24 protein-coding genes and 1 tRNA gene are annotated in these 22,035 nt (G+C 35.3%); 7 read left to right on the forward strand and 18 right to left on the reverse strand.

Annotated features, from left to right (window positions below):
• Positions 1-153: 153 nt before the first annotated feature.
• The 4 genes from G7Y57_RS18080 to G7Y57_RS16855 form a co-directional block, all read right to left on the reverse strand.
• A complete protein-coding gene (locus G7Y57_RS18080; protein WP_255491495.1) occupies positions 154-288 on the reverse strand; it encodes a hypothetical protein in 135 nt (44 codons plus the stop codon).
• A 302-nt stretch (positions 289-590) separates the two neighbouring features.
• Positions 591-1,094: a hypothetical protein gene (locus tag G7Y57_RS18085; RefSeq protein WP_255491496.1), complete on the reverse strand. Its 504-nt coding sequence runs from the start codon at positions 1,092-1,094 to the stop codon at positions 591-593.
• A gap of 84 nt (positions 1,095-1,178) precedes the next feature.
• Positions 1,179-1,985 carry a KilA-N domain-containing protein gene (locus G7Y57_RS16850; protein WP_165026898.1) on the reverse strand — a complete coding sequence of 269 codons (807 nt, stop codon included), beginning with the start codon at positions 1,983-1,985 and terminating at the stop codon, positions 1,179-1,181.
• Positions 1,986-2,018: 33 nt separating this feature from the next.
• Complete coding sequence (locus G7Y57_RS16855; protein WP_165026901.1) at positions 2,019-2,678, reverse strand: helix-turn-helix domain-containing protein; 660 nt, start codon at positions 2,676-2,678, stop codon at positions 2,019-2,021.
• 208 nt (positions 2,679-2,886) lie between these two features.
• Between G7Y57_RS16855 and G7Y57_RS16860 the strand changes: the two genes are divergently transcribed.
• The 3 genes from G7Y57_RS16860 to mobV all read left to right on the forward strand — a co-directional run bounded on the left by G7Y57_RS16860 (position 2,887) and on the right by mobV (position 5,027).
• On the forward strand, positions 2,887-3,060 hold the full coding sequence (locus G7Y57_RS16860) for a helix-turn-helix domain-containing protein (protein ID WP_255491497.1): 174 nt from the start codon (positions 2,887-2,889) through the stop codon (positions 3,058-3,060).
• 186 nt (positions 3,061-3,246) lie between these two features.
• Entirely contained in the window at positions 3,247-3,489 is a 243-nt protein-coding gene (locus G7Y57_RS16865) for a hypothetical protein (RefSeq protein WP_165026903.1), read from the forward strand.
• A 134-nt stretch (positions 3,490-3,623) separates the two neighbouring features.
• Complete coding sequence (mobV, locus tag G7Y57_RS16870; protein WP_165026906.1) at positions 3,624-5,027, forward strand: MobV family relaxase; 1,404 nt, start codon at positions 3,624-3,626, stop codon at positions 5,025-5,027.
• An 86-nt stretch (positions 5,028-5,113) separates the two neighbouring features.
• On the opposite strand, the gene G7Y57_RS16875 is transcribed toward mobV, so the two are convergent.
• Positions 5,114-5,506 carry a hypothetical protein gene (locus G7Y57_RS16875; RefSeq protein ID WP_165026908.1) on the reverse strand — a complete coding sequence of 131 codons (393 nt, stop codon included), beginning with the start codon at positions 5,504-5,506 and terminating at the stop codon, positions 5,114-5,116.
• Between the two features lie 227 nt (positions 5,507-5,733).
• Between G7Y57_RS16875 and G7Y57_RS16880 the strand changes: the two genes are divergently transcribed.
• From G7Y57_RS16880 to G7Y57_RS16895, 4 genes are all read left to right on the forward strand, one after another.
• Positions 5,734-6,618: a HEPN domain-containing protein gene (locus G7Y57_RS16880; protein WP_165026912.1), complete on the forward strand. Its 885-nt coding sequence runs from the start codon at positions 5,734-5,736 to the stop codon at positions 6,616-6,618.
• A gap of 39 nt (positions 6,619-6,657) precedes the next feature.
• The gene (locus G7Y57_RS16885) at positions 6,658-7,500 is read left to right on the forward strand and encodes a hypothetical protein (RefSeq protein ID WP_165026915.1); all 843 of its coding nucleotides are present in this window, start codon (positions 6,658-6,660) and stop codon (positions 7,498-7,500) included.
• Positions 7,501-7,854 (forward strand): hypothetical protein, encoded by a 354-nt coding sequence (locus G7Y57_RS16890; RefSeq protein WP_165026918.1) that lies wholly within the window; start codon positions 7,501-7,503, stop codon positions 7,852-7,854.
• A gap of 222 nt (positions 7,855-8,076) precedes the next feature.
• Positions 8,077-9,096 (forward strand): retron St85 family RNA-directed DNA polymerase, encoded by a 1,020-nt coding sequence (locus G7Y57_RS16895; RefSeq protein ID WP_165026920.1) that lies wholly within the window; start codon positions 8,077-8,079, stop codon positions 9,094-9,096.
• A gap of 198 nt (positions 9,097-9,294) precedes the next feature.
• Here G7Y57_RS16895 and G7Y57_RS16900 read toward each other — a convergent pair whose 3' ends face one another.
• The 13 genes from G7Y57_RS16900 to G7Y57_RS16960 form a co-directional block, all read right to left on the reverse strand.
• Positions 9,295-10,467: a site-specific integrase gene (locus G7Y57_RS16900; protein ID WP_165026922.1), complete on the reverse strand. Its 1,173-nt coding sequence runs from the start codon at positions 10,465-10,467 to the stop codon at positions 9,295-9,297.
• A 150-nt stretch (positions 10,468-10,617) separates the two neighbouring features.
• Positions 10,618-10,688: transfer RNA gene (locus G7Y57_RS16905), tRNA-Cys, on the reverse strand.
• Positions 10,689-10,789: 101 nt separating this feature from the next.
• On the reverse strand, positions 10,790-11,182 hold the full coding sequence (locus G7Y57_RS16910) for a septal ring lytic transglycosylase RlpA family protein (RefSeq protein ID WP_165026925.1): 393 nt from the start codon (positions 11,180-11,182) through the stop codon (positions 10,790-10,792).
• A gap of 10 nt (positions 11,183-11,192) precedes the next feature.
• Complete coding sequence (locus tag G7Y57_RS16915; RefSeq protein WP_165026927.1) at positions 11,193-14,147, reverse strand: PEP/pyruvate-binding domain-containing protein; 2,955 nt, start codon at positions 14,145-14,147, stop codon at positions 11,193-11,195.
• 94 nt (positions 14,148-14,241) lie between these two features.
• On the reverse strand, positions 14,242-14,697 hold the full coding sequence (locus G7Y57_RS16920) for a DUF4293 domain-containing protein (RefSeq protein ID WP_165026930.1): 456 nt from the start codon (positions 14,695-14,697) through the stop codon (positions 14,242-14,244).
• Positions 14,698-14,701: 4 nt separating this feature from the next.
• A complete protein-coding gene (locus G7Y57_RS16925) occupies positions 14,702-15,034 on the reverse strand; it encodes a DNA-directed RNA polymerase subunit omega (protein ID WP_165026932.1) in 333 nt (110 codons plus the stop codon).
• 45 nt (positions 15,035-15,079) lie between these two features.
• Positions 15,080-15,946: an outer membrane protein assembly factor BamD gene (locus tag G7Y57_RS16930; protein ID WP_165026935.1), complete on the reverse strand. Its 867-nt coding sequence runs from the start codon at positions 15,944-15,946 to the stop codon at positions 15,080-15,082.
• A gap of 90 nt (positions 15,947-16,036) precedes the next feature.
• The gene (locus G7Y57_RS16935; protein ID WP_165026937.1) at positions 16,037-17,260 is read right to left on the reverse strand and encodes an aminotransferase class V-fold PLP-dependent enzyme; all 1,224 of its coding nucleotides are present in this window, start codon (positions 17,258-17,260) and stop codon (positions 16,037-16,039) included.
• Between the two features lie 8 nt (positions 17,261-17,268).
• Positions 17,269-18,609, reverse strand: coding sequence for a Fe-S cluster assembly protein SufD (gene sufD, locus G7Y57_RS16940; protein WP_165026940.1), 1,341 nt, complete (start codon positions 18,607-18,609; stop codon positions 17,269-17,271).
• The gene (gene sufC / locus G7Y57_RS16945) at positions 18,609-19,367 is read right to left on the reverse strand and encodes a Fe-S cluster assembly ATPase SufC (protein WP_165026942.1); all 759 of its coding nucleotides are present in this window, start codon (positions 19,365-19,367) and stop codon (positions 18,609-18,611) included. Before sufC ends, sufD begins: the two co-directional genes overlap by 1 nt.
• A 185-nt stretch (positions 19,368-19,552) precedes the next feature.
• Positions 19,553-20,317: an exodeoxyribonuclease III gene (locus G7Y57_RS16950; RefSeq protein ID WP_165026945.1), complete on the reverse strand. Its 765-nt coding sequence runs from the start codon at positions 20,315-20,317 to the stop codon at positions 19,553-19,555.
• Between the two features lie 35 nt (positions 20,318-20,352).
• Entirely contained in the window at positions 20,353-21,126 is a 774-nt protein-coding gene (locus tag G7Y57_RS16955; RefSeq protein WP_165026947.1) for an ABC transporter ATP-binding protein, read from the reverse strand.
• Positions 21,123-21,872 carry an MlaE family ABC transporter permease gene (locus G7Y57_RS16960; RefSeq protein WP_165026949.1) on the reverse strand — a complete coding sequence of 250 codons (750 nt, stop codon included), beginning with the start codon at positions 21,870-21,872 and terminating at the stop codon, positions 21,123-21,125. The genes G7Y57_RS16955 and G7Y57_RS16960 overlap by 4 nt, the downstream gene beginning before the upstream one ends.
• Between the last annotated feature and the right edge of the window lie 163 nt (positions 21,873-22,035).

The following is a 22,035-nucleotide window of genomic DNA, read 5'->3' on the forward strand; positions in this document are numbered from 1 at the left end:
ATTTTACCCTCTGTGTTAGTGTTTCATACACAAAGGAATTTATAATGTTAATATTTGTTAGTAAAATGCAGGGCTTTATTAGAAGCTCTAGCGGATTTTACTTAACCGGTGGTATACTTTTCAATTATTTTAGTGGACTACTTTTCAATTATATTATACAAATACTGAGATGTTTAGGCTGATTAGTGTAGAACGTCGATGTGCAGTATAACGCAGACAAACCATTTGTTTGCCTTCACGAGTTACATAGTCTTTTCGTAACTCAATTTGAATAGTCGCTTTTCTCATGCTATTTGTTTGTTTTACTGTAAAACATTTGTAAAACAAATAGCTAAAAACTATGAAATTAAACCTTTTTATCCTTCCACCACAGAGGACGTAAGTCTTTGAAAAACAGAAGGAATAGAGTTTTAATTTCTATTCCTTCAATGCTTCTAGAGGTTCCTGGCGGAGCTTTTAATTATTGATTAAATAGCTATGTATCAAAGGAATAACCAGTATTTTTCTTTTCTTTAGTCTAACAATTGTACAACTATAATTTTAATTTATCTAACTCATTATTAATTAATTACATAGGTTTGGTTCGAATCCTAAAGAACCTCTCCCTTCACATACGATTCATACAGATAATCAGGGCTTTCGTAGTATAAGCTACTATTAAAGTCCTCTATTTTTCGGGAAATCCACGAATTATATACTTCTATCAAAGTCTCAACAGGCTTTTTATCCTGCTTATTGCAAACATCTACAATAAGGCGTTTATATACCTTTCCGATATCCCAATGGCTTGGAATCGAATATTGAGCGTCTGCAACATTATCAAATCTCCCTTGTTCAATATGATAATCTCTGATTAGTTCGTCTGTTATTTTGTCAATATTATCGCTATGGTATACATCTGCTAAATTGTAAATATGTTGTAGTTTTTCTTTACCTACGGCATTAACCACAACATTACGATGATTTTTTGTCTTTCTGCCTATATACTCAATAAGACTGCAAACAAAAAACATGTCATTATATTCTTTCTTCTCAACATTATCTGCCTGCTGAATTACTTTAGCGACATCTTTTATTCCTTCATAAAGTCCCATAATCTGTAATTGTATTTTAGTATTGAGCTTACTACATAAAGACAAGCGAAATATACTATCCTATATAGCAGGATAACCTAATCTTTATTTCAACAGCTTTCTATTTTCCATGTCCTGCAATACACCCATTTGATGTCTGGCTATTTGGTTGAGCTTGATTAGCCTGTCCGATTGCGGTAAGGCATCATTTATAAAAACAGCATTTAGATTTTCCATATTTGCCAAACATATCAATTCGTTGATAGAAGCATAATCACGCATATTCCCTTTTAATGCAGGATTGGCTTCTTTCCACTCTTTAGCTGTAATACCAAACAATGCGATATTCAGCACATCCGCTTCATTAGCATATACGATAGATATCTGTTTTATTGTCAGTTCTTCGGGTACTAAATTTCGCTTTATAGCATCTGTATGGATATGGTAGTTGATTTTTGCTAATTCACGTTTGGCAGACCAACCGATTTGCTGTTGCTCATGCTCTTTCAGACGTTGGAATTCCTTTATAATATACAATTCGAATTCGGTAGAAATCCAACTGGCAAATTTGAAGGCAATGTCTTTATGGGCAAATGTTCCCCCATACCTTCCCGATTTTGAAACGATTCCTATTGCTTTGGTAGAATCTATCCATTTTTGAGGGGAGAGAGTAAAGGCGTTTAAGCCTGCTTCTCTTTTAAACCCCTCGAATTCGAGGGGTTTAAAATTAGGATTATATAAACTCTCCCATATTCCTAAATACTCGATTGTATTCCTGTTACGCATCCAATTGCCAATAACAACATTTGGTTCGTTGGTTTTGTATTTTCCAATATCCGTAAGGGAAATATAATCGGAATCAACAACCTGAATAACTGTTATTGCGGTATCTTTAACATTAATCTTTGCCATATTTTGAATTTTACAAAAACAAATATAATAAATCTATTTAGTAGTACCTATAATACTTTTAGACTCATAATATTTAATCTGGTCTTTTAATTCCTGCATATCTTTCTTTATGGAATCAGTCATCGGAATATTATGTTTGCTGATGAAAGAAGAAAACTTCTGTAATTCCTCCTGTACTTCCATCTTGCGTGTACTGTAATAATAAGTCGATGTAAAGTCAAACTCGTCTTTTGTCATTAACAGCTTGGATATATCCTTAGGAGTTGTTTCGTCCGTAATATCGATTCTAGTCTCCAGTAGTGAAGAGATATATTCCAAATCTTTCTCATCAGGGCTATATTGTTTATTCAGCACATCAAAGTATGAATTGAATTTCTTCTCCTTTGCATCCCATTCCAGTTTTACCATTCCGAAGCCATGAATCGAATAGGCTAGTACCTTTTTTATCAAGCCGTATAATTCCTCTTTACCTACCTTGATATATTCTATAGCATCATCCGAGTAAGAATCAAAGAAATAAGCAGGCTCAACTTTAAAGTAGTCGGCTATGGCTATGAGTGTATCTATTTTTGTCGAATTGGCTTTGATGAGTTTATGAAGGCTTTGTTCGGTCATTCCCAAGTCTGATGCTGCCTGTTTCATAGACACACCCCTCTTATCACACAATTCACGTATTTTAAATAAATAGACCATTATAGTTTAATAATTAATAAATACTAAACTAATAGTTTAGTATTTGGTTTTTATTAGTAACTTAGCAATTCAAATGTAGTAAATATAATTTAGTATATATGGTTATTCTATTTTTTAACTTTTTATTTTTTTATTGCTCATGGAAACAATTATTGTAACAACGGAATCTTCAATTGAGAAGATTATTGAAAGGGTTATCGATAAAAAGATGCCCAAGTCTGTGGAAACGGCTATAGAGAAAACCTATAGCATTAATCAGGTAGCCAAGATGCTCAGGCGGTCACACAAAAAGATATCGGATCTGGTAGCATCGGGTATTTTGAAGAAAACCCCTGATAACAGGATTCATGAGAGTTCTATCAGGGAGTACAATCAAAAGTAATAGGTACAACAAAAGTTGAAATCTATGAAGTCCTTTTTCATCCACCACATGGGAAAGACCCTTAACGCCATCCGCTCAGGGTGGCGTTATTTTTTCGCTCGTCGGGAGGAGTGGTCTCCCCCCTTGCCGCTGGGCGATCCCCGACCGATGATGTTTTGTTTTTTGGGGTAGTGGTATTTGTCGGGCTTGGCTCGTTTAATCGACTTGGCAGGGTACGTCGTTTTTGCTCAGTTGACTCTGTGGGTTCTGCTCGCTTCTCTTTCTTTTCTGATGTATGGGAATGGGTGTATTTGGGCTTGGTATAGTAACGATTTTTCGCTGACAGTGGGACGTTTGTATAAACGCCGTAGCTCATTAGGGCGTTTTCTTAACGCTCCGTTACACTACACTAAAAACACCCTCCTGAGTCAAGGGGTTGCACCCCTTTGAAATCCCCCTGAGCGGTCTGTTGACCGCAGTCGCTTTAGCGACTTTTGAGAGGAACAAAGGTAAAAATATAGATTCAAAAGAGGGTATATTATGAAATGAAAAATTAAAACCGATGAAAAAAATATTTATGTTATATGGGATATGCAGTACTTCATTTGGATAAGGCAAAGGGAAATGAAGCTCGAACATCGTCACACATAGAGCGGACAGTCGAGCCTAAAAATGCGGACAAGAACAGGACGCATCTAAACAGGGAGTTTATAGAGTTTCCCGAAGGAGTAAAAGGGCGGACACAGGCAATACAGCACAGGATAAAAACGGCAGGTATTAAACGTAAGGTAACAGGCGATCAGGTGCGTGTCATACGCATTAATTTATCGGGTTCGCCCGAGGATATGAAACGCATAGAAAAGGAAGGAAGGCTCAACCACTGGTGCAATGATTCTCTGGAATGGCTTAAGGAGACTTTCGGTGATAAAAATGTTGTATCGGCTGTTTTACACATGGACGAAAAAACACCGCATATTCATGCTTCGGTTGTTCCTATTGTCACAGGTCAAAGACGAAAGGCTAAGGAAAATTCTAAAAAGAAAAATGCACCTCGTTTATGTGCCGATGATGTGATGACAAGATCAAAAATGGTAGAATATCAGGACTCGTATGCTGAGAAGATGCAAAAATATGGTTTAGAAAGAGGTATCAGGGGTTCGGAAGCAAGGCATGTTACAACAGGAGAGTATTACAGGAATATTTTTGAGCATGCTGAAACTATAAAAGAGGAAGTCTCCTTACTTCAACAGCAGAAAACGGAGGAGGAACAGGCTGTAAAGGAATTGCAGCACAAAGAACGGCAGGAGCAGCAGCGGTTAGCCGCTTTACAGATGGAAGCGGACAAGAAGCAGAAGGAGGTTGAGGAAAAGCAACGGCTAGTTCAAAAAGCTAAAAATGAAATTTCCGTGCTAGGGGTTGAGAGTTCGTTAAAGAAAACAGCTAAAAATGTTTCGGAGGGTATCGGGGCATTAATGGGAAATCCCAAAGCGAAAAAGCTTCAGGAAGAAGTCAATATCTTAAAGCAGGAAATTGAAACCCTACAAACAGAAAAAGAAACTATAGGTAAGGAAAGCCAAAAGTCGATTATCCAAAAAGACAGGCTGATATTTGAGAAAGACAGTATTATCAACACACAACAAACTAAATTGGATAAGTTGTTTGACGGTATACCTATATTAAAGGATTATGATTTTATAATACGTCTTTGTGAGCATATAGGCTTAGCCTTCGATTCAATCAAACAGATATTAAAGGGTAAGGAAATATCGTATACTGGTAAACTGTATTCCCCGGAACATAAGCAATCATTTGAAACAACTGGTACAAAAATCAGAATTGCCAAAGACCCAGATAATTCAAATAAGCTTTGTCTGGCGATTGGGGAGCTTAATTATGCTGATTGGTTCAGAGAACAGAAAAAGAAACTCTTTGAAAATATGGGGATAAATATTCCTCAACCTAAAAATAGACAAGGGTTTAGTCGCTAGATAAGAATATATATATAGTTACAGTTTTTTCAATATTCAGGCAAGACCCTAAAATCTTGCCTGAAATATAGTCGAAAACCACATTTTTAGTAGAAAGACACAAAGTAAATATCGTCTTTCGTCCTTTTTATGGATATGAAAGAATTTGGTAATACCCAACAACTGAGAGTGTAGTCATAATCGTACTGATCGTGGAGATAAGTAATATAGTTGTCCATCTCGTCAAGATTGTCAAGAAAGATATAGGAGGTATTACAGTTATTGCTTTCATCAAAGGTGCAGGATAAGATGGCTTTTTCGTCATCGAAGAGAAGCTCTATTAAATTCTCCTTTATTCCTTTTTCAATGTATTCGCCTACATACATGGGATTGTCTGAATAACCTTCTTTGATTTCGTTGTGGGATAGCTTTAATACTAAGTGTGCACAGTTTATGAGTCTTGCACAGTATTCGGTTGAGCTTGTTTGTTGTGTTGTCATATATATTCCGTTTTTAAGCCTGATAAATACTATCAGACTGATTATTTAAATAAAAAACAGATATATTTACGACTGTAAGCTTGACTTATGAAACTGCAAAAGTATCAGACCCATAAAAATAGCAGTACGAAATATCCAGTAAACAAATATACAATTTTATGTAATAAAGTATTTTTCTTTTTCCTTATCTTTGGTAATCTTAATTTTATAGTTTCTAAATAATTCCGATGAAAAAGTCAATAGCCTATCTGCCTAAACCAAAACAAGAAGACTTAATACGCCTTGTTATGGAGATTAATAAACGGCTTCCAGAAGCCGAAATGATTATCTTATTTGGCAGCTATGCCAGAAATGAATACGTGGACTATGACGAAAGGGTAGAATTTGGTATTCCTACCTCTTTTCGTTCTGATTATGACATCTATGTAATCACAAGCAAGATATCGGACAATAAAGCAGGAATCATATTAGATAACATTGATGCACTATATTATAAAGAACCCGATTATCAAACGCCTGTCAATTTCATCAATGACGACATTAAAACGATAAATAAAGCTCTTGAAGAAGGCAGGTATTTTCACACGCAGATCAAACAGGAAGGAGTTATTCTTTACGATAGAGGTAAGTTTAAATTAGCCCGAAGACGGAAGTTAAAGTTTGATGAGATACAAAAACAGGCTCAGGAGTATTTTGATGAGAAGTTTCATCGAGCAAATAATTTTTTAAAATATGCAGGAATAGCGAATAGTGAAGCTGATTATAAAGAAGCATCTTTTTTTCTTCACCAAGCCTGTGAGAACTATTACTATTCTATCCGTTTAGCTTTTACGCTGAGAAGTAACAAGCAGCATAACCTGACTAAACTGTCTGCGTCTGTCAAAGGTCATTCGCCTGACTTGGCTCATGTTTTTCCTAATAATTCGGTAGAGGAAAAACGGCTTTTTAATTTGGTAAAGGATGCTTATATAGAGGCAAGGTATAATCCAAAATTCTTAGTTACTAAAGAGGATATTGATGCTTTAATTCCAAAAGTGGAATTGTTGAGGGATATAACCAAACGGATTTGTGAGGTAAAGATTGGGGAGTATGGATTAGTGAATGTATTATAATTTTATATATTTGTACTCATAGTAAATATTTGTGTTATTTTGAAAAAAGACGATTTTTATAAGTATTTTCAATTATACTATAAACAAAAATGGCTACGTAATAGAAAAGATGAGCTAACTTTGCTTATTGATCTATGTAGGAATAAAGATGAAAAAAATATTATATTTTCTTTATTGGAACGTTTTTATTATCTAGACTCTAGGACTTATAATGATTTATTAAATAATGTAGCAGATTATATAATAAAAGCTTCAGGGTTTATGTGTGACAATACTCAAATTGCGGCTATTACATATGATGATGAAGCAGATAGTAGCCAAAGTATTCTGCAGGCACTAAAAGTACCTATACAAAAAAGAGGTTGGAGAAATGTAAAAACAGTTAATCGATATGGGAGAATTGCAAAAAATGTTGATCTTGGTAAGACACAAATAATATTTGTAGATGAGTTCATCGGGAGTGGAAAAACCTTACGAGGTAGAATAAAGCAATTAAGGAACGATATAAAAACTCCATTTGAACTTAAGTGCTGCTACATATCTGGTATAGAAAGTGTTATTAATGAAATATCTCAGGAGTATGGTGTCGAAATATTTTGTCCGTTATTAATAAAAAGAGGGATATCAGATTTTTATACTGGTACAGATCTTAAAACAGCTGAAGATATGATGCTTGATCTAGAATTAGAATTGGCTCATAAGATAAATCAAAAAGAGTTGTATGATTATTCTTTTGGATACGGAGGTGCAGAAGCTCTTTATTCATTAGAGGGTTGTGCAGGAAACACCCCAAATTCAGTCTTTCCTATTTTTTGGTGGCCTCAGAATAAAGAAATGAAAGAGCGAAAAACAATATTGTTTAGAGCAGAAACAGGATTTTAGATGAATATTAAATTAGGAAAGAGAATTTTGAAGGACTTATTTGAAAGTGTAGAGGGTTTGTATGCCTATACATTTTATTCTCGTTATAAAATAAGTCCAGATGTACTTGTTCAATTTATTGATAAATTTGAAGAAAAAGAGTTTATAGAATATACAGATGGAAAGATAACAATAACAGAAAAAGGAAAAGAGTATGTTTTAAAAACTTTTCAAATAATAGAAGAAGATGAAAAATTCTCGAAAATCTCAGATAAATTTATTAGTGATCAGATAGAAATTAATTCATTATATTTGCCTGACATTATGAGTTTGCCGACAGAATTAAAAAATAAAATAGAAGGTGGAAGAAACTAGCAAATAAGAAGATGTAGTCGTCTTCGTTGATAAGGTTTATTTTAGCCTCAGTGCATCAATGACCCTTCAGCTCATTGATGCACAGCTCACAAGACAAGCATGTCTTGATTCGCTCCAATAACTAAGTAGTTTATTGGAGTGTCCAATAAACTACTTAGTTATTGGAACGAGCTACGAGAAGAAAGTAGTAAATCCACCTTCTATTTTTATAAATTACTTTATATGGCTAAGGACTTAATTAAAGAGTGGTATGATTTTTTCACGGTTAAAGGCATAGAGCCTCAATTAAGGGATATATATATAGATTATATTTCTCTATTGTCAGAAAATAATGTTCCAATTATATTTGAATTTAATCATCTAGCTTTATTACTTGGTCGAAAACAACATTATCTAGCATCTGTTGTTAATTCCCCAGAAAACCATTATAGAGAATTCAAATTACCTAAAAGGAAAGGTGGTTATAGAGAAATTAGTGCACCTTATCCAGCTTTAATGGAAATGCAATATTGGATATATCAAAATATCCTTAAATCTATCAGAATACATTCTTCAGCACATGGCTTTATCAACAGCAAATCTATAATAACAAATGCAAAAATTCATACAGGTCAAACAGAACTTCTAAAATTAGACTTAAAAGATTTTTTTCCTTCAATTTCTTTAAACCGAATTATTTCAGTTTTCAAAAATGTCGGATATCCGAATCAAATAGCATTTTATCTAGCTAAAATTTGTACCTACGAAGAATGTTTACCACAGGGAGCACCGACTAGTCCATGCTTGAGTAATATTATAGCAAAAAATCTTGATAAGAGATTGATGAAATTGGCTAAATCATTAAATTTACGTTATACTAGATACGCTGATGATTTAACTTTTTCAGGAAATAAAATCCCTGCAAAAGTTATTGAATATATCTCAACAATAATAGTGGATGAAGGATTTGTTATTAATCAAGACAAAACAAGACTTTATAAAAATAAAGGACAAAGAATAGTCACAGGAATATCAGTCTTGGAAAAAGAACTAAAGTTGCCAAGAGAGTATAAGCGAGTTTTAAGGCAAGAATTATTCTTTATTGAAAAGTATGGGCTAAAATCTCATTTAGCAAAAAAAAAGCAGAGAAAAGCAAATTATATATTCTCATTAATTGGGAAACTCAACTTTTGGTTATCTATAGAACCTGAAAACCAGTTTGCCCTAAAAAATATTGAAAAATTAAAACTAATACTTAATTAATAGAGTTTATATTGAATAAGAGTTTGTTTTAAATGATTATGAGCTACTTATTAATTTATTTATTTTATAACATATTGAAAATAAGCAATTTAGAAAATGCGATTAATAACTATTTGATAATCATTAATCTAAAAGCTTATTGCATATAATGTCTAATGAATTAGATAAAAGTATATGAAATGGAATTGGTTATAAAACCTACACAACCCATTTATCTGCCATCTCCATAATAATATCTTCATCGTGCAGATGGGTGTAGATATCCTTTATATCGTTGCCTTCAGCGTGCCCCATTATACGTTCTGCAATACCATCACGAATACCCCTTCGGGCAGCAATAGTTCGGAATGTATGTCTGGCTCGATGGAAGGTTATGTTCTTATTTATTTTCAGGTCGGTCATAATATCTTTGAGATAACGGTTTGTCGGCTGATTTGAAAGAGGTTGGAATATCTTTTGAAATGTTTCCCCATCACCTAACAATTGGACAACAACAGGAGATACAATAGGTATTTTATAAGCTACGCTTGTTTTGGTTCGTTCATTGCATAATAGAGGATAGGTTTCCCCTGTTTTAACTTTGATAGGCTTTAAATCAGCGTATGTAAGGACAGAGAACTCAGCATATGACAAACTAGTATAGCTACTAAACAGAAACTCTCTTAAAACCTCTTGTTTGCCTTCATTGTACTTGTTCTCATCATAGGTTTTTTGAAGTTTTTTCAGCTCATCTTCTGTTAGAACATCATTATTTTGTGCCTTGATGTTTTTCTTAATCTCAAATTTCTCATACGGATTTTTTTCTATTATTTCTTTATCTACTGCCAGACCCACAAGAAATTTGAAATTAGCGTGTTTTTTATAGATGGTAGAAAGTTGATTGCCTACCTCTAGTTCATGATTGTGAAAACGTTGAATATAGCCCAGTGTAATTTCATCAAAAGGCAGAGTGGGTTTCCATTCCTTCATCGTATTGATTAATTTGTAGTAGTTCAAAATAGTACCACTGGCACGAGAAGCCTTTAATAACTCAATTTCATTATCAATAAAAACATAGAAATCCGTATTGCCGTAAGTCCGATCTTTGATCTTGTCTATAAATTCAAATACAGGCAATGGTTTCAAATAATTGTCCATAATAATGCCGTTGGCTTTATGGTACATCTCACTGATTAATTTATTGTAAAAAAGATAATGATGGTCGCCCGATAACACAGCGGATTTCTTTTCACTCCAGTGTTGGGGTAAAACAGAAATATTCAGTCCGATGAATGTACATTGGCGATAAGCGGTGTAACGAAGACAAACTTGACGCTTGCCGTCTTTGGTAACGTAGTTGTTACGCAAGAGAGTTTTTAGGGATGCTTTCATTGTTCAAATTGTTTTTTTAGTCTAACAATTGTACAACAAAAGCGAAAAAACTATGAAATTTAACCTTTTTATCCTTCCACCACAGAGGACGTAAGTCTTTGAAAAACAGAAGGAATAGAGTTTTAATTTCTATTCCTTCAATGCTTCTAGAGGTTCCTGGCGGATTCGAACCGCCGTAAACGGTTTTGCAGACCGGCGCCTAGCCACTCGGCCAAGGAACCATTATTGAGTTAGCGAGTGCAAAGATAAAGCATTTTATTGATGAAACAAGTTTTAGAGAAAATTTTATTTAACTATTTATTGTTGATGTATCAAAATCCATTCATTTACTTACAGTTACTGAATCCGATAAAGGTATCATATACAAGCTATCCTGATATACACTGACTTCAACAGAAACAACACCATGGCGAACCATATCCAATTCTTTAGCGGCCGCGTACGAAATATCAATTATCCGCTTTTTCGCAAAAGGACCCCTATCTATAACTTTCACCACCACCTCTTTGTCATTCTTCATATTTTTCACTTTAAGTAATGTACCAAAAGGATAAGTACGATGGGCACAGACTAGACTATCTTTTTTATAAATAATACCACTTGCGGTTTTTCTATTATTCAGCCGCTTACCATAGTAAGTTGCTAGCCCTATATCCTGAGCTTTCAGGCATAATACAAAGAAGAAAAGGAATATAACAAAGAAAAGTATCTTCATACAATATAGTTTATTCAGGTTTCAATACAACACCAATCTTTTTCTTCCCGTCTATTTTTATTACAGTCGGCTGCGAAAAACGAATATGACGAATATATTCAGTTTCATAGACGCTTGGTTGTGAATTCAGGAAATCTTCATCAAATATACAATCATCTTTTAAATAATTATTAATTGAGAAATACCCCACTCCAAATGATGTTAGATTCTGAAAAAAGTGTGTACCCTGACTTGGTTCAATATTATAGTTATTCAGCCCTATTTCGACCAACACCCTGGCATTACTTATCTGAGACCATTTGACCGGAATACCTAGCCATGGATCACTACTACCCCATCGTCCGGGACCAACCAAAATATACGTTTTATCTTCATTCAAAAATCGTCTGTTTATCTCATCGATCTCCACCGCAATCTTCGGGTTATTTCCCGCATTAAAATCTTTGGTTTTTACATATACGATATCATATACATCGTTAGATATACCATGACCTAATACATTGCTGGAATACAATATTGATTTGTCTAAACTTATCTTTGAGAAATCTTCGCTCGATAACTCCTTATTCTGCACTATTGGTCGTATTTGCAATAAGTAGAAACAACCGCTACCATCTTTATTCAGATCGGCAGCAAATTCTATTTCGACGGCTCGTCCCATTCCTTCCTGACCTATTTTCAACGTTTGCTTCAATATTTCGGTTAAGGGGAATATATCGTTCTGCAATATGTTGGTAAACGATATTATCTTACGGCCCGTTTCATAATAACCATCATATATAATCTGATCGACAGGCTCATAAGTAGATGCAATATAACGTATGGAATTATCCTTTTCAGCATCTTTGATAGATAGCTTTAATAGGTTAAACCCATCATTTGTGGAAAACTCTTTCTTCGTATCATGCAAATCCAAAGCATAGAAAAAGCGTTGAGTATCACGAAGTGCAAAGTCTAATGTACTTAATTGCACTATATTATTAGGATGATAGGGAGAAAAGCGCAGACTAACTCCACCATCGACAATGTATTTCCCCAGACCTAAAACAATATTAGCGATCCCTTCTTCGGCTTTTTCGTTTCCTAATGGGTAAAAGTTCAACGATCGAGCTACACCCGATAACGTAGGATAGAAATGATTATCATAACGTGTGCCAACAGTTTCCTGCAATACCACAGCCATTTTTTCCTGATCTATGAGATTCTGAGTAGCTACCATATAGGTTTTACTATCTTTATAGAAAACCGAAGCGTAAACAGCTTTAATAGCCTTAGTCATAAAACGCAACGTCTCATATTTATCATCCAAAGAAGGAATCATATACGTAGAGTACACACCTGCGAATGGCTGATAGTGAGAATCCTCAAGCAAACTGGAAGAACGAACAGCAATAGGTGCTTTTACAACATCAAGAAAAGCCATAAAATCCTCGATAAGTCGCTCAGGTAAGCTAGCCTTCAAAAAATAACGAAGAATTTCATCATCCGATTTATCCGATAAAGCAATTGGATATAAATCGTTGGTTTCCATAAATTCGTCAAAAATATCCGTACACAAAACAACTGTGCGCGGTATTCGAACAAGCGTATTCGCATATTCGTTCAACTCCACATGATCTTTCACGATATTGTCCATAAAAGCAATACTGCGCCCCTTACCTCCTATAGATCCTTCACCGATACGAACAAAGTTAGAAAACTCATCAAACCGATCCTTATCAAAAACAGCTACTATACCCGAATTTTTAATGCGTCTATATTTTATAATAGCATCGTAAATAACTTGTCGGGCATCCTCTACATTATGAAAATCGGAAGTATCGAGCTTTTTCAACCATTCGGCAATCGGGAAAATGGCACGGGAATAGAAAAAGCGTGAAAAATGGTTACGAGACATATGATAAACCAAAGACTCTGTTGGTATCTCGAATATTTTTTTCTGTAGTTCCTTCAAATTACGAATATGGCATATTTCCTCATTTGTTGCCGGATCAATTATCACAAAATCACCAAATCCGAAATTATTGATGATTTGCTTCCTTAAGTCCAATGGAAAGCTTTTCGAATTTTTATCAATAAAACTGCAATCCAGTTCATCAGCATATACTTTGTTCGATATTTCAGAAGAAGTAAAAACGACAGGAACAAATCGGTCCTGCTGCTTTATCCATTTGGCCAGATTATATCCGGCAAGCATATCTTTCTCTCCATCGTGCAGATAACTCATATCAGAAACAATTCCTAATATATTATTGCCATATTTCTTATATATGTCGACTGCCTCTTCGTATGTACGGGCAAGCATAACTTTCGGTCGACCACGCATGCGGAGCATCTGCTGGTGATCGTTTAGAGCCTCTTTCGAGAAGTTTTTAGACTCCTCGAGCACGATCTTGAACAGAGTAGGCAATGCCGAAGAATAGAACCTTACAGAGTCCTCTACCAATAGTATGGTTTGAACCCCAACACTCTCCGTATCATGCTCGGCATTCATTGCATCTTCTATCAGTTTTATAATAGCTAATAGCAAATCAGGATTCCCCAGCCAACTGAAAACGTAATCGACCGACGATAAATCTTCCTGAGACAATCGTTTCGAAACCTCTCTCGAAAAAGGAGTCAAAACCACAAAAGGAATATCTGCATGCTTGGCTTTTGCGAGACGAGCCGTAGAGAATATATCCAGATCGTCCATGTTCGGCATCTGGATTATCAACTCATAATGATTTGTCTCTAATTCGACCAATGCTTCCGCTTCAGTTACTACTTGTGTAAAACGAGGCGGATAGCGCAAATTGAGCGACATATATTCATTGAATATCTGCTCATCTATACGCCCATCATCTTCTAAGATAAAAGAGTCATATTTAGTTGCAACCAACAAAACATTATAGATACGTTTGTTCATCAGGTTGGCGAATGATGTGTCTTTAAAGCGGAATTCTTTTATATCAGGTATATTCATCTTATTGAGATTATGAGACAAATATAATGATAAAAAAAGAAGCTGAATGCGCAATATGCATTCAGCTTCCATATAAATTTATTTTGTGGTCGTTTTATCGTATTCTGTCTAGCGACTTAATCAGCTTTTCATCAGCCTTTATCTTCACTGTAGCCAGAATATTAAATATTAAAGCTATTATCGGTAAAATAATGCCATGACTTATTTTCAAAAAAGTAGCCTGCAAAGCACTCATACCTGTATATAAGTAGATTGCAAAAGTTATGTAAAAGAAAATGATAAGTAATGTATTGAGATTACATAGTTTTATCTGCATCTTTCTTTTCTTAAATAAAAATATACTGATACAAGCCAGCAAAGTACTTAGAGCAGCAAATGTTATTACTCCCCATGTAGGATATACAGCACTTCCTGCCTCATATATTCCGCAAGAGAGAAACACCAACACTCCCTCTGCGTCAGTATTTAGAACTACCAAAGAGCTAAACACAGTTACAGCCATCAAAATGGCTGTAAGCAGTAAGTATATAGATTGGATACGTTGTATCATTTATTCAAAAGTTATCTTTATCCTTATTAGGATTCCTGTAATAAAGTTTTCCCTCTGTATATTCTTGTGCAGCGATCAAAGTTGCTTTTGGCAATTTCTCATAATAACGAGAAATTTCAATTTGTTCTCTGTTCTCAAATACCTCTTCCAAATTATCGTTGTAAGATGCAAATTCCTGTAGCTTCTTGTCCAAATCCTGTTTCATCTCAACAGCTATTTGGTTCGCACGCTTAGAAATAATTCTTACAGTTTCGTACACATTACCAGTATCAGCCGATAGTTCCATCATATCTCTGGTAATAGTATTATTAGCTGCATTTGATTTTCTGTAATCCATAACTATTTATTATTTATATTGAAGTCCTTTAATATACTTGTTTTCTTATTTTTTGTCTGCCGGAGCAACTTGCTCCACCTCTACTGCTTCGCTAGTCGCTTCATCAATATCTTGTCCTAATGCTCTCAACGCCTGACGATAGAACCGTTCCGATTCTTTCAAGTATTTTCCTGTCGGGAACATGTTCTTATAGTTAAAATGTTCATCCATAAGATTTCTGTAACGTACAGGCTTTTTCTCTTCGATACTTTGAGATGCCAATTCAAATCGAGCTCTAACAATCAAGAATTGCAATTCTTCTGCATATACAGAGAAAGGGTAATTCTTCAATGCTTCACGAGCTGTAACTACACACGACTCATAGTTATTCCCCAAGTAAAGACCTAAATTAAAATAAAGGCGAGAGGCTAAAAATTCTTTATATGCCAATTTTTCCTGAAGTTCAAACATATAATTCTGAGCAGCAGGAGCTTTATCACTTTGAGGGTAATATTCTAAGAAGTTTTGAAATTCCTGAATCGATTTCAATGTACTGGTCTGATCCAGTCGGGCATCGGGCGAATCGAGATATAGCCCATATGCCGCATTATATCGGGCTAACTGGGTATATTCTCCTTTAGGGAATTTATTATAATAACGCGTATAGTACTGAGTAGATGTTATATAATCTTTATTGTAAAAATATGCCTGAGCCAACAGGAATAAGATCTCTTGTTCTTTAGACGAACCTGTATAAGTCGGTAGAATTTCCTCTAACAAGGAGGTCGTTCTTCCAAACTTCTGTTCATCAAAATACTTTTTAGCATAGGTGTATTTGAGCTCCGGGTCTCTACTTTTGAGAATCTTATTGTATTCCCCGCAAGAAGCCAATATTAACACCAATAAAAAAGCGCACAGGATCCTAGTTTTCATTCTATATCGAAATTAGTTTGCAAATGTACGTAAAGCTTTTATAATTTGAAAAAAAACTTTTACAATTATCTATTTTCTAGTATATATTTGTTAATTGGCAAACATCGTAACTACACGTTTTATGCCGGCAACAAGTATATCTATTTCTTCTTTTGTATTGTAGAATGCAAACGAGGCTCTCACTGTACCCTCTACACCAAGCTCTTCCATCAAAGGTTGCGCACAATGGTGTCCGGTACGAACGGCTATTCCCATTTTATCTAAAAGCATTCCCATATCATAATGATGTATATTATTAACTAAAAAAGATATTACACTACTCTTATGAACAGATGTGCCATATATCCGTAATCCGTCTATTTTAGTCAATTCATCAGTACAATATTGTAATAACTCATCTTCATATGCTTTTATTGAGTCAAGCCCTATATTTTTTATGTATTTAATTGCCGTAGCTGTTGCTATCACATCAACATAGTTGGGTGTTCCTGCTTCAAACTTAAATGGTAACTCATTGAAAGTAGTCCCTTTAAACGAAACAGTACCGATCATTTCTCCCCCACCCTGATAAGGAGGCATTTTATTTAATAATTCTTCTTTTCCATAAAGAACACCTACACCCGTAGGCCCGTAGAGCTTATGTGCAGAGAAAACGAGAAAATCACAATCAAGTTTCTGCACATCTACTTCAAGGTGTTGCACAGCCTGAGCAGCGTCTATCAATACAGGGATATTCCGTTTATGAGCAATTTCGATAATCTCGTCAACAGGATTTATGGTCCCTAACACATTCGATACATAAGTAACGGAAATAAGTCGGGTTTTGGGTGAAATGAGTTTCTTTAGTTCATCCAACTTCAACTCTCCCTTCTCATTTATCGGAACAACACGCAATTTTATCCCCCTGATAGACTCTTGTAGCTGCCAAGGCACAATATTGGCATGATGCTCCATTGCCGATATAATTATTTCATCGCCTTCGCTACAAAATTGTTGACAGAAGCTATGAGCAACCAAATTGATAGATTCGGTCGTTCCTTTAGTAAATATGACTTCGTGATTATGCTTTGCATTAACGAATGATTGTACCACATTACGGGCATCTTCAGCCAGATCGGTAGCCTGCTGACTTAAATGATGTACACCACGATGCACATTGGCATTCGTGGTGTAATATACATTTTCTATTTCTTCTACTACGCACTTGGGTTTTTGAGTGGTAGCTCCGTTATCTAAATAGATAAGTGGCTTACCATATATCCGAGTAGAAAGAATAGGGAAATCTTCTCTTATCTTTTTAATATCTAATTTCATAACATCAGTTATTTACATACTGCACAATTACCACATCGAGCCGATTCTCCTCTGAATCGTTTTTCGACAAGATCCAGTAATCTCTCCTTTAGACTAGGAATACGCACATGCTCCAAAACATCCGCTGTAAACGCTTGCATAAGTAACAAGCGGGCCGCCTCTTTCGATATTCCGCGCGAGCGCAAATAAAACAGTGCTTCTTCGTCTAATTGACCCGTAGTCAGTCCATGCGAACATTTTACATCGTCAGCATATATCTCAAGTTGTGGTTTAGAGTACATATGAGCATTAGGCGACGAACACAAATTATTATTCGTCTGATAAGCCAATGTTTTTTGTGCATCTTTTTCTACTAGAATACGACCACAAAACGAACCAACAGATTCGTCCTGAAGAACATATTTAAACAACTGTGTACTCTGACAATGAGGTACCGCATGATCTAAGAATGCAAAATTATCTACATATTGTTTTCTGTCGGCAATGACCATTCCACAGATATAAACATCAGCATGTTGACCAGCCAATTTCACATGGTAATTGTTGCGAGTCACGCCACAATTTAATGTTATATTATTGACTAATACATTCGACGATTCTTCCTGATATACAAATGTGGAAGCGAGACGCGTCACTTTATCCGAATTCTCTTCCAATTCGTAAAAATCAACAATCGCATTTCTCCCCGCAAATATCTCTGTAACTTGCGTAGTCAAGAAATGAGATTCATCGACCGTATGATCACAACCTAAAAGTTTTACTTGTGCATCATCTTCTGCAATAATAAGTATGCGGCGATTAACCAGATAATTATGTTCACTCTTTAATATATTGATTAACTGAATTGGTTTTTCAAGTATAACCCCCTTGGGTACATATACAACGAAACCATCCTGTGCAAACATTGTATTAAATGCAGCGACACTATTAGCATCTATATTAGCAGCCTGTCCGTAATATTTCGCAAAAACAATGGGCTGTTCTTCGGCAAACTGTTTCAAACTACCAACAAAAACTCCCTTCGGATAATTCATAACCGGCAGATGCTCTTTATGGAACAAGTCGTTTAATACGAAGTATAAATTTGTAGACATATTGGGCACTTCGCACATCAAATTCACATAAGGATTACCTGTAAATGGCACACGGTTAAGATTTAACCCAAAATCGGGCATAAACTCTGCTGATATATCTATATACTTGTAATCTTCTTGTTTTTTTGTCGGAAATCCTTGTTTTTTAAAAGCCTCAAAAGCTTTATCTCGGAGATTATTCATTCCCGGTGCCGATTTGGCATCTATCACTTTTCGATGTTGGGTGAATAAATCTATATATTGAGTTTCTATCATTACTGAAATTCTTTAATAATAAAATCGTAACCTTTTTCTTCTAGTTCCAATGCTAGTTCTGGACCTGCACTACGTACTATACGTCCTTTGTAAAGCACATGTACAAAATCTGGCTTGATATACTCTAATAAGCGTTGATAATGGGTAATAACTACCGTGGCATTATCTTTACTTCTGAGCTTATTTACACCCGCAGCAACAATACGGAGAGCATCGATATCCAGACCAGAGTCTGTCTCATCCAGAATTGCTAATTTAGGCTCAAGCATAGCCATTTGGAATATCTCGTTACGTTTTTTCTCTCCACCCGAAAATCCCTCGTTAACCGAACGTCCTGCTAAGTCTTTATCCAGTTCTACTAATTCTCTCTTCTCTTTAAGAAGCTTTAGAAAATCGGAAGCCGATACCGGATCTAATCCTTTATGCTTACGTATCTCATTTAGTGCTGCACGCATAAAGTTAGTCATGCTAACACCTGGTATTTCAACCGGATACTGAAAGCTAAGAAACAGGCCTTCGCGAGCTCTTTCTTCAGGATCCATATTTAGTAAGTCGTGACCTCTAAAAATCACGTCTCCTTCTGTTACTTCATAATTAGGATTTCCGACAAGAACCGAAGCCAATGTGCTTTTTCCGGCACCATTGGGTCCCATTATAGCATGTATTTCGCCTTCGTTCACTTCAAAGTCTAATCCATTCAATATTTCTTTGCCTTCAATACTAGCACGTAAATTTTTTATACTTAATAAATTCGCCATTATAACTAATAATTTAATTGAACCCTCTAACTTTCAAGTCAGTACATAAAAGAGGGCATGTAATACACTATTCAGATAATTCAAAATCTTGATTCAAGACTCAAATACACTACAATTTTAACAAATAAATAGGACAAAAGTTCTATTTATGAGAGACTATCTATGATATATAAAATCGATAAGAACTAAATATCCATTTCAACCACAACGGGGCAATGATCAGAATAATAAATTTCATTCAATATTCTCGCACTTTTAAGACGCTCCCTGGCTGCTTCGGTTATTATATGGTAATCTATACGCCAACCCAGATTTTTACCTCTTGCGCCAGCTCTGTAACTCCACCAACTATATTTTTCAGCACTTTGGTCATACACACGAAATGTGTCGATCATCCCAGTCTCAATAAATTCATCAAACCACTGACGTTCTTCAGGCAAGAATCCCGAACTTTTAGTATGGCGCTCCGGGTGATTGATATCTATGGGCTTGTGACAAATATTATAATCGCCACAAATTAACAAATTGGGTCTTTCTTTTCGCAATTCATTTATAAAATCGGTGAAATGCCTAAGGAATTCCATTTTGAAATCCTGACGAATGTCTCCCATTGTTCCCGAAGGGATATAGACACAAACAACTGTCATGTCACCATAATCGGCTCTTAAAACACGACCTTCGCAATCATAACAGTCCATATCCATACCTATCTTTACAAAATCGGGTTTCCGCTTTGTCAAAATAGCAACGCCACTATAACCTTTTTTTTGTGCAGGGTGGAAATAAGAGTGATATCCCATCGATTGTATGGTAAGAAGATCTATCTGATCTTCTTGTGCTTTAATTTCCTGCAAACAAAGGATATCAGGAGACTCCTGCTCCATCCATTCGAAAAGGCCTTTGCTAACAGCAGCACGTATTCCATTTACATTATATGAAATTATCTTCATATTAATAAAATATATAAATAAAAAAATGCAACAACTTATGTCAACTTGATACCAGTATTCTCGGCAGCTTTGACTTTCTTAAATAAATCGGAAGCAAATACAAAGTCATTAAAGTCCTCGTTGGTAGAAGACATTACATCGTCACTAGTTCCTTGCCATTCGAGATTTCCTTCTTTTATAAAATTAATCTTCTCCCCAATATTCATTACCGAGTTCATATCATGGGTATTGATTATGGTAGTTATATTATATTCCTTCGTTATATCATGTATCAATTCGTCGATAACCAAAGATGTTTGAGGATCGAGTCCTGAATTTGGCTCATCACAAAATAGATATTTCGGATTCAATGATATAGCACGAGCTATTGCAGCACGTTTCATCATTCCCCCACTTATTTCGGATGGATATAGATGGCCAGCATCACTTAGATTCACTCTTTCGAGACAAAATTGAGTACGTTTAGCTTGTTCACTTTTCGATAAGCCCGAAAACATCATCAAAGGAAAGTTTACATTCTCAGATACAGTCATAGAATCAAACAAAGCCGATCCTTGAAAAATCATTCCCATTTCTTGACGAAGTTGTTTTACATCCGATGATGACATCTTTGGTAAATCCCTCCCATCGTATAATATCTGACCTGAAGTTGGACGCATTAATCCAACCAAATTTTTCACAAGAACCGTTTTACCCGAACCGCTTTGACCTATAATCAAGTTCGTTTTGCCCGCTTCAAAAACGATGCTTATTCCTTTCAAAACCATTCTACCATCGAATGATTTTTCTAAATCTTTTACTTCTATCATGACATCATCAATTGAGTAATTAGTAAGTCGGCTATTAAGATAAGGATACTACTCATCACTACCGAATCGGTACTAGCTTTACCTACATCCAAAGAGCCTCCTTTTGCATGATAACCATAGTATGAAGAGACAGAGGATATTATAAAAGCGAAAACAACCGTCTTTGCCAGCGCATACCAAATATAGAATTGTTTAAAGAAAGACTGTAATCCATATTGAAATGTATCAGCTGGCATTATCTGTCCGATTATACATACTGCAAAACCACCGACGACACCAAAGAACATACTCAGAACAACCAAGACAGGAATAAAAGTCATTAAGCCTGTAATCTTAGGTAGAATAATATAATTAGCTGAATTAACACCCATTATTTCGAGAGCATCAATCTGCTCTGTTACCTGCATTGTCCCAATCTCGGATGCAATATTAGATCCGACTTTTCCGGCCAGAATAAGACACATAATCGTAGAAGAAAACTCGAGGATCAAAATCTCACGAGATACATAACCAACTGTGTAGCGAGGCATAAAAGGGGAATCAATGTTCAATTTTATTTGCACAACAATTACTGCACCGATAAAAAATGAAATAATGACTACAATCCAAATAGAATTAACACCCAACTTACTTATTTCATCAAGATATTGACGAAAGAATACACTCCATCGTTGGGGTTTTGTAAAGACTTTTCGTAAAAGGAGAGCGTACTTTCCTAGCTTTTCTAACAGAGAAATTAAAAACATATTTCAAATATTTCTTTTTTCAAAACTCATAAATCTACACAAATATACAACAAAAAAAGAGTAGTTGAGTTCACAAATGAACCATTTACTATAATCTATTAGTTAACAATTAATTAAATTTAGAAAAATATCTGCAAGTCGGTTTTTCTCATCTCTTACCGAA

The sequence above is a fragment of the Dysgonomonas sp. ZJ279 genome, from assembly GCF_011039205.1.
GTDB lineage: Bacteria > Bacteroidota > Bacteroidia > Bacteroidales > Dysgonomonadaceae > Dysgonomonas.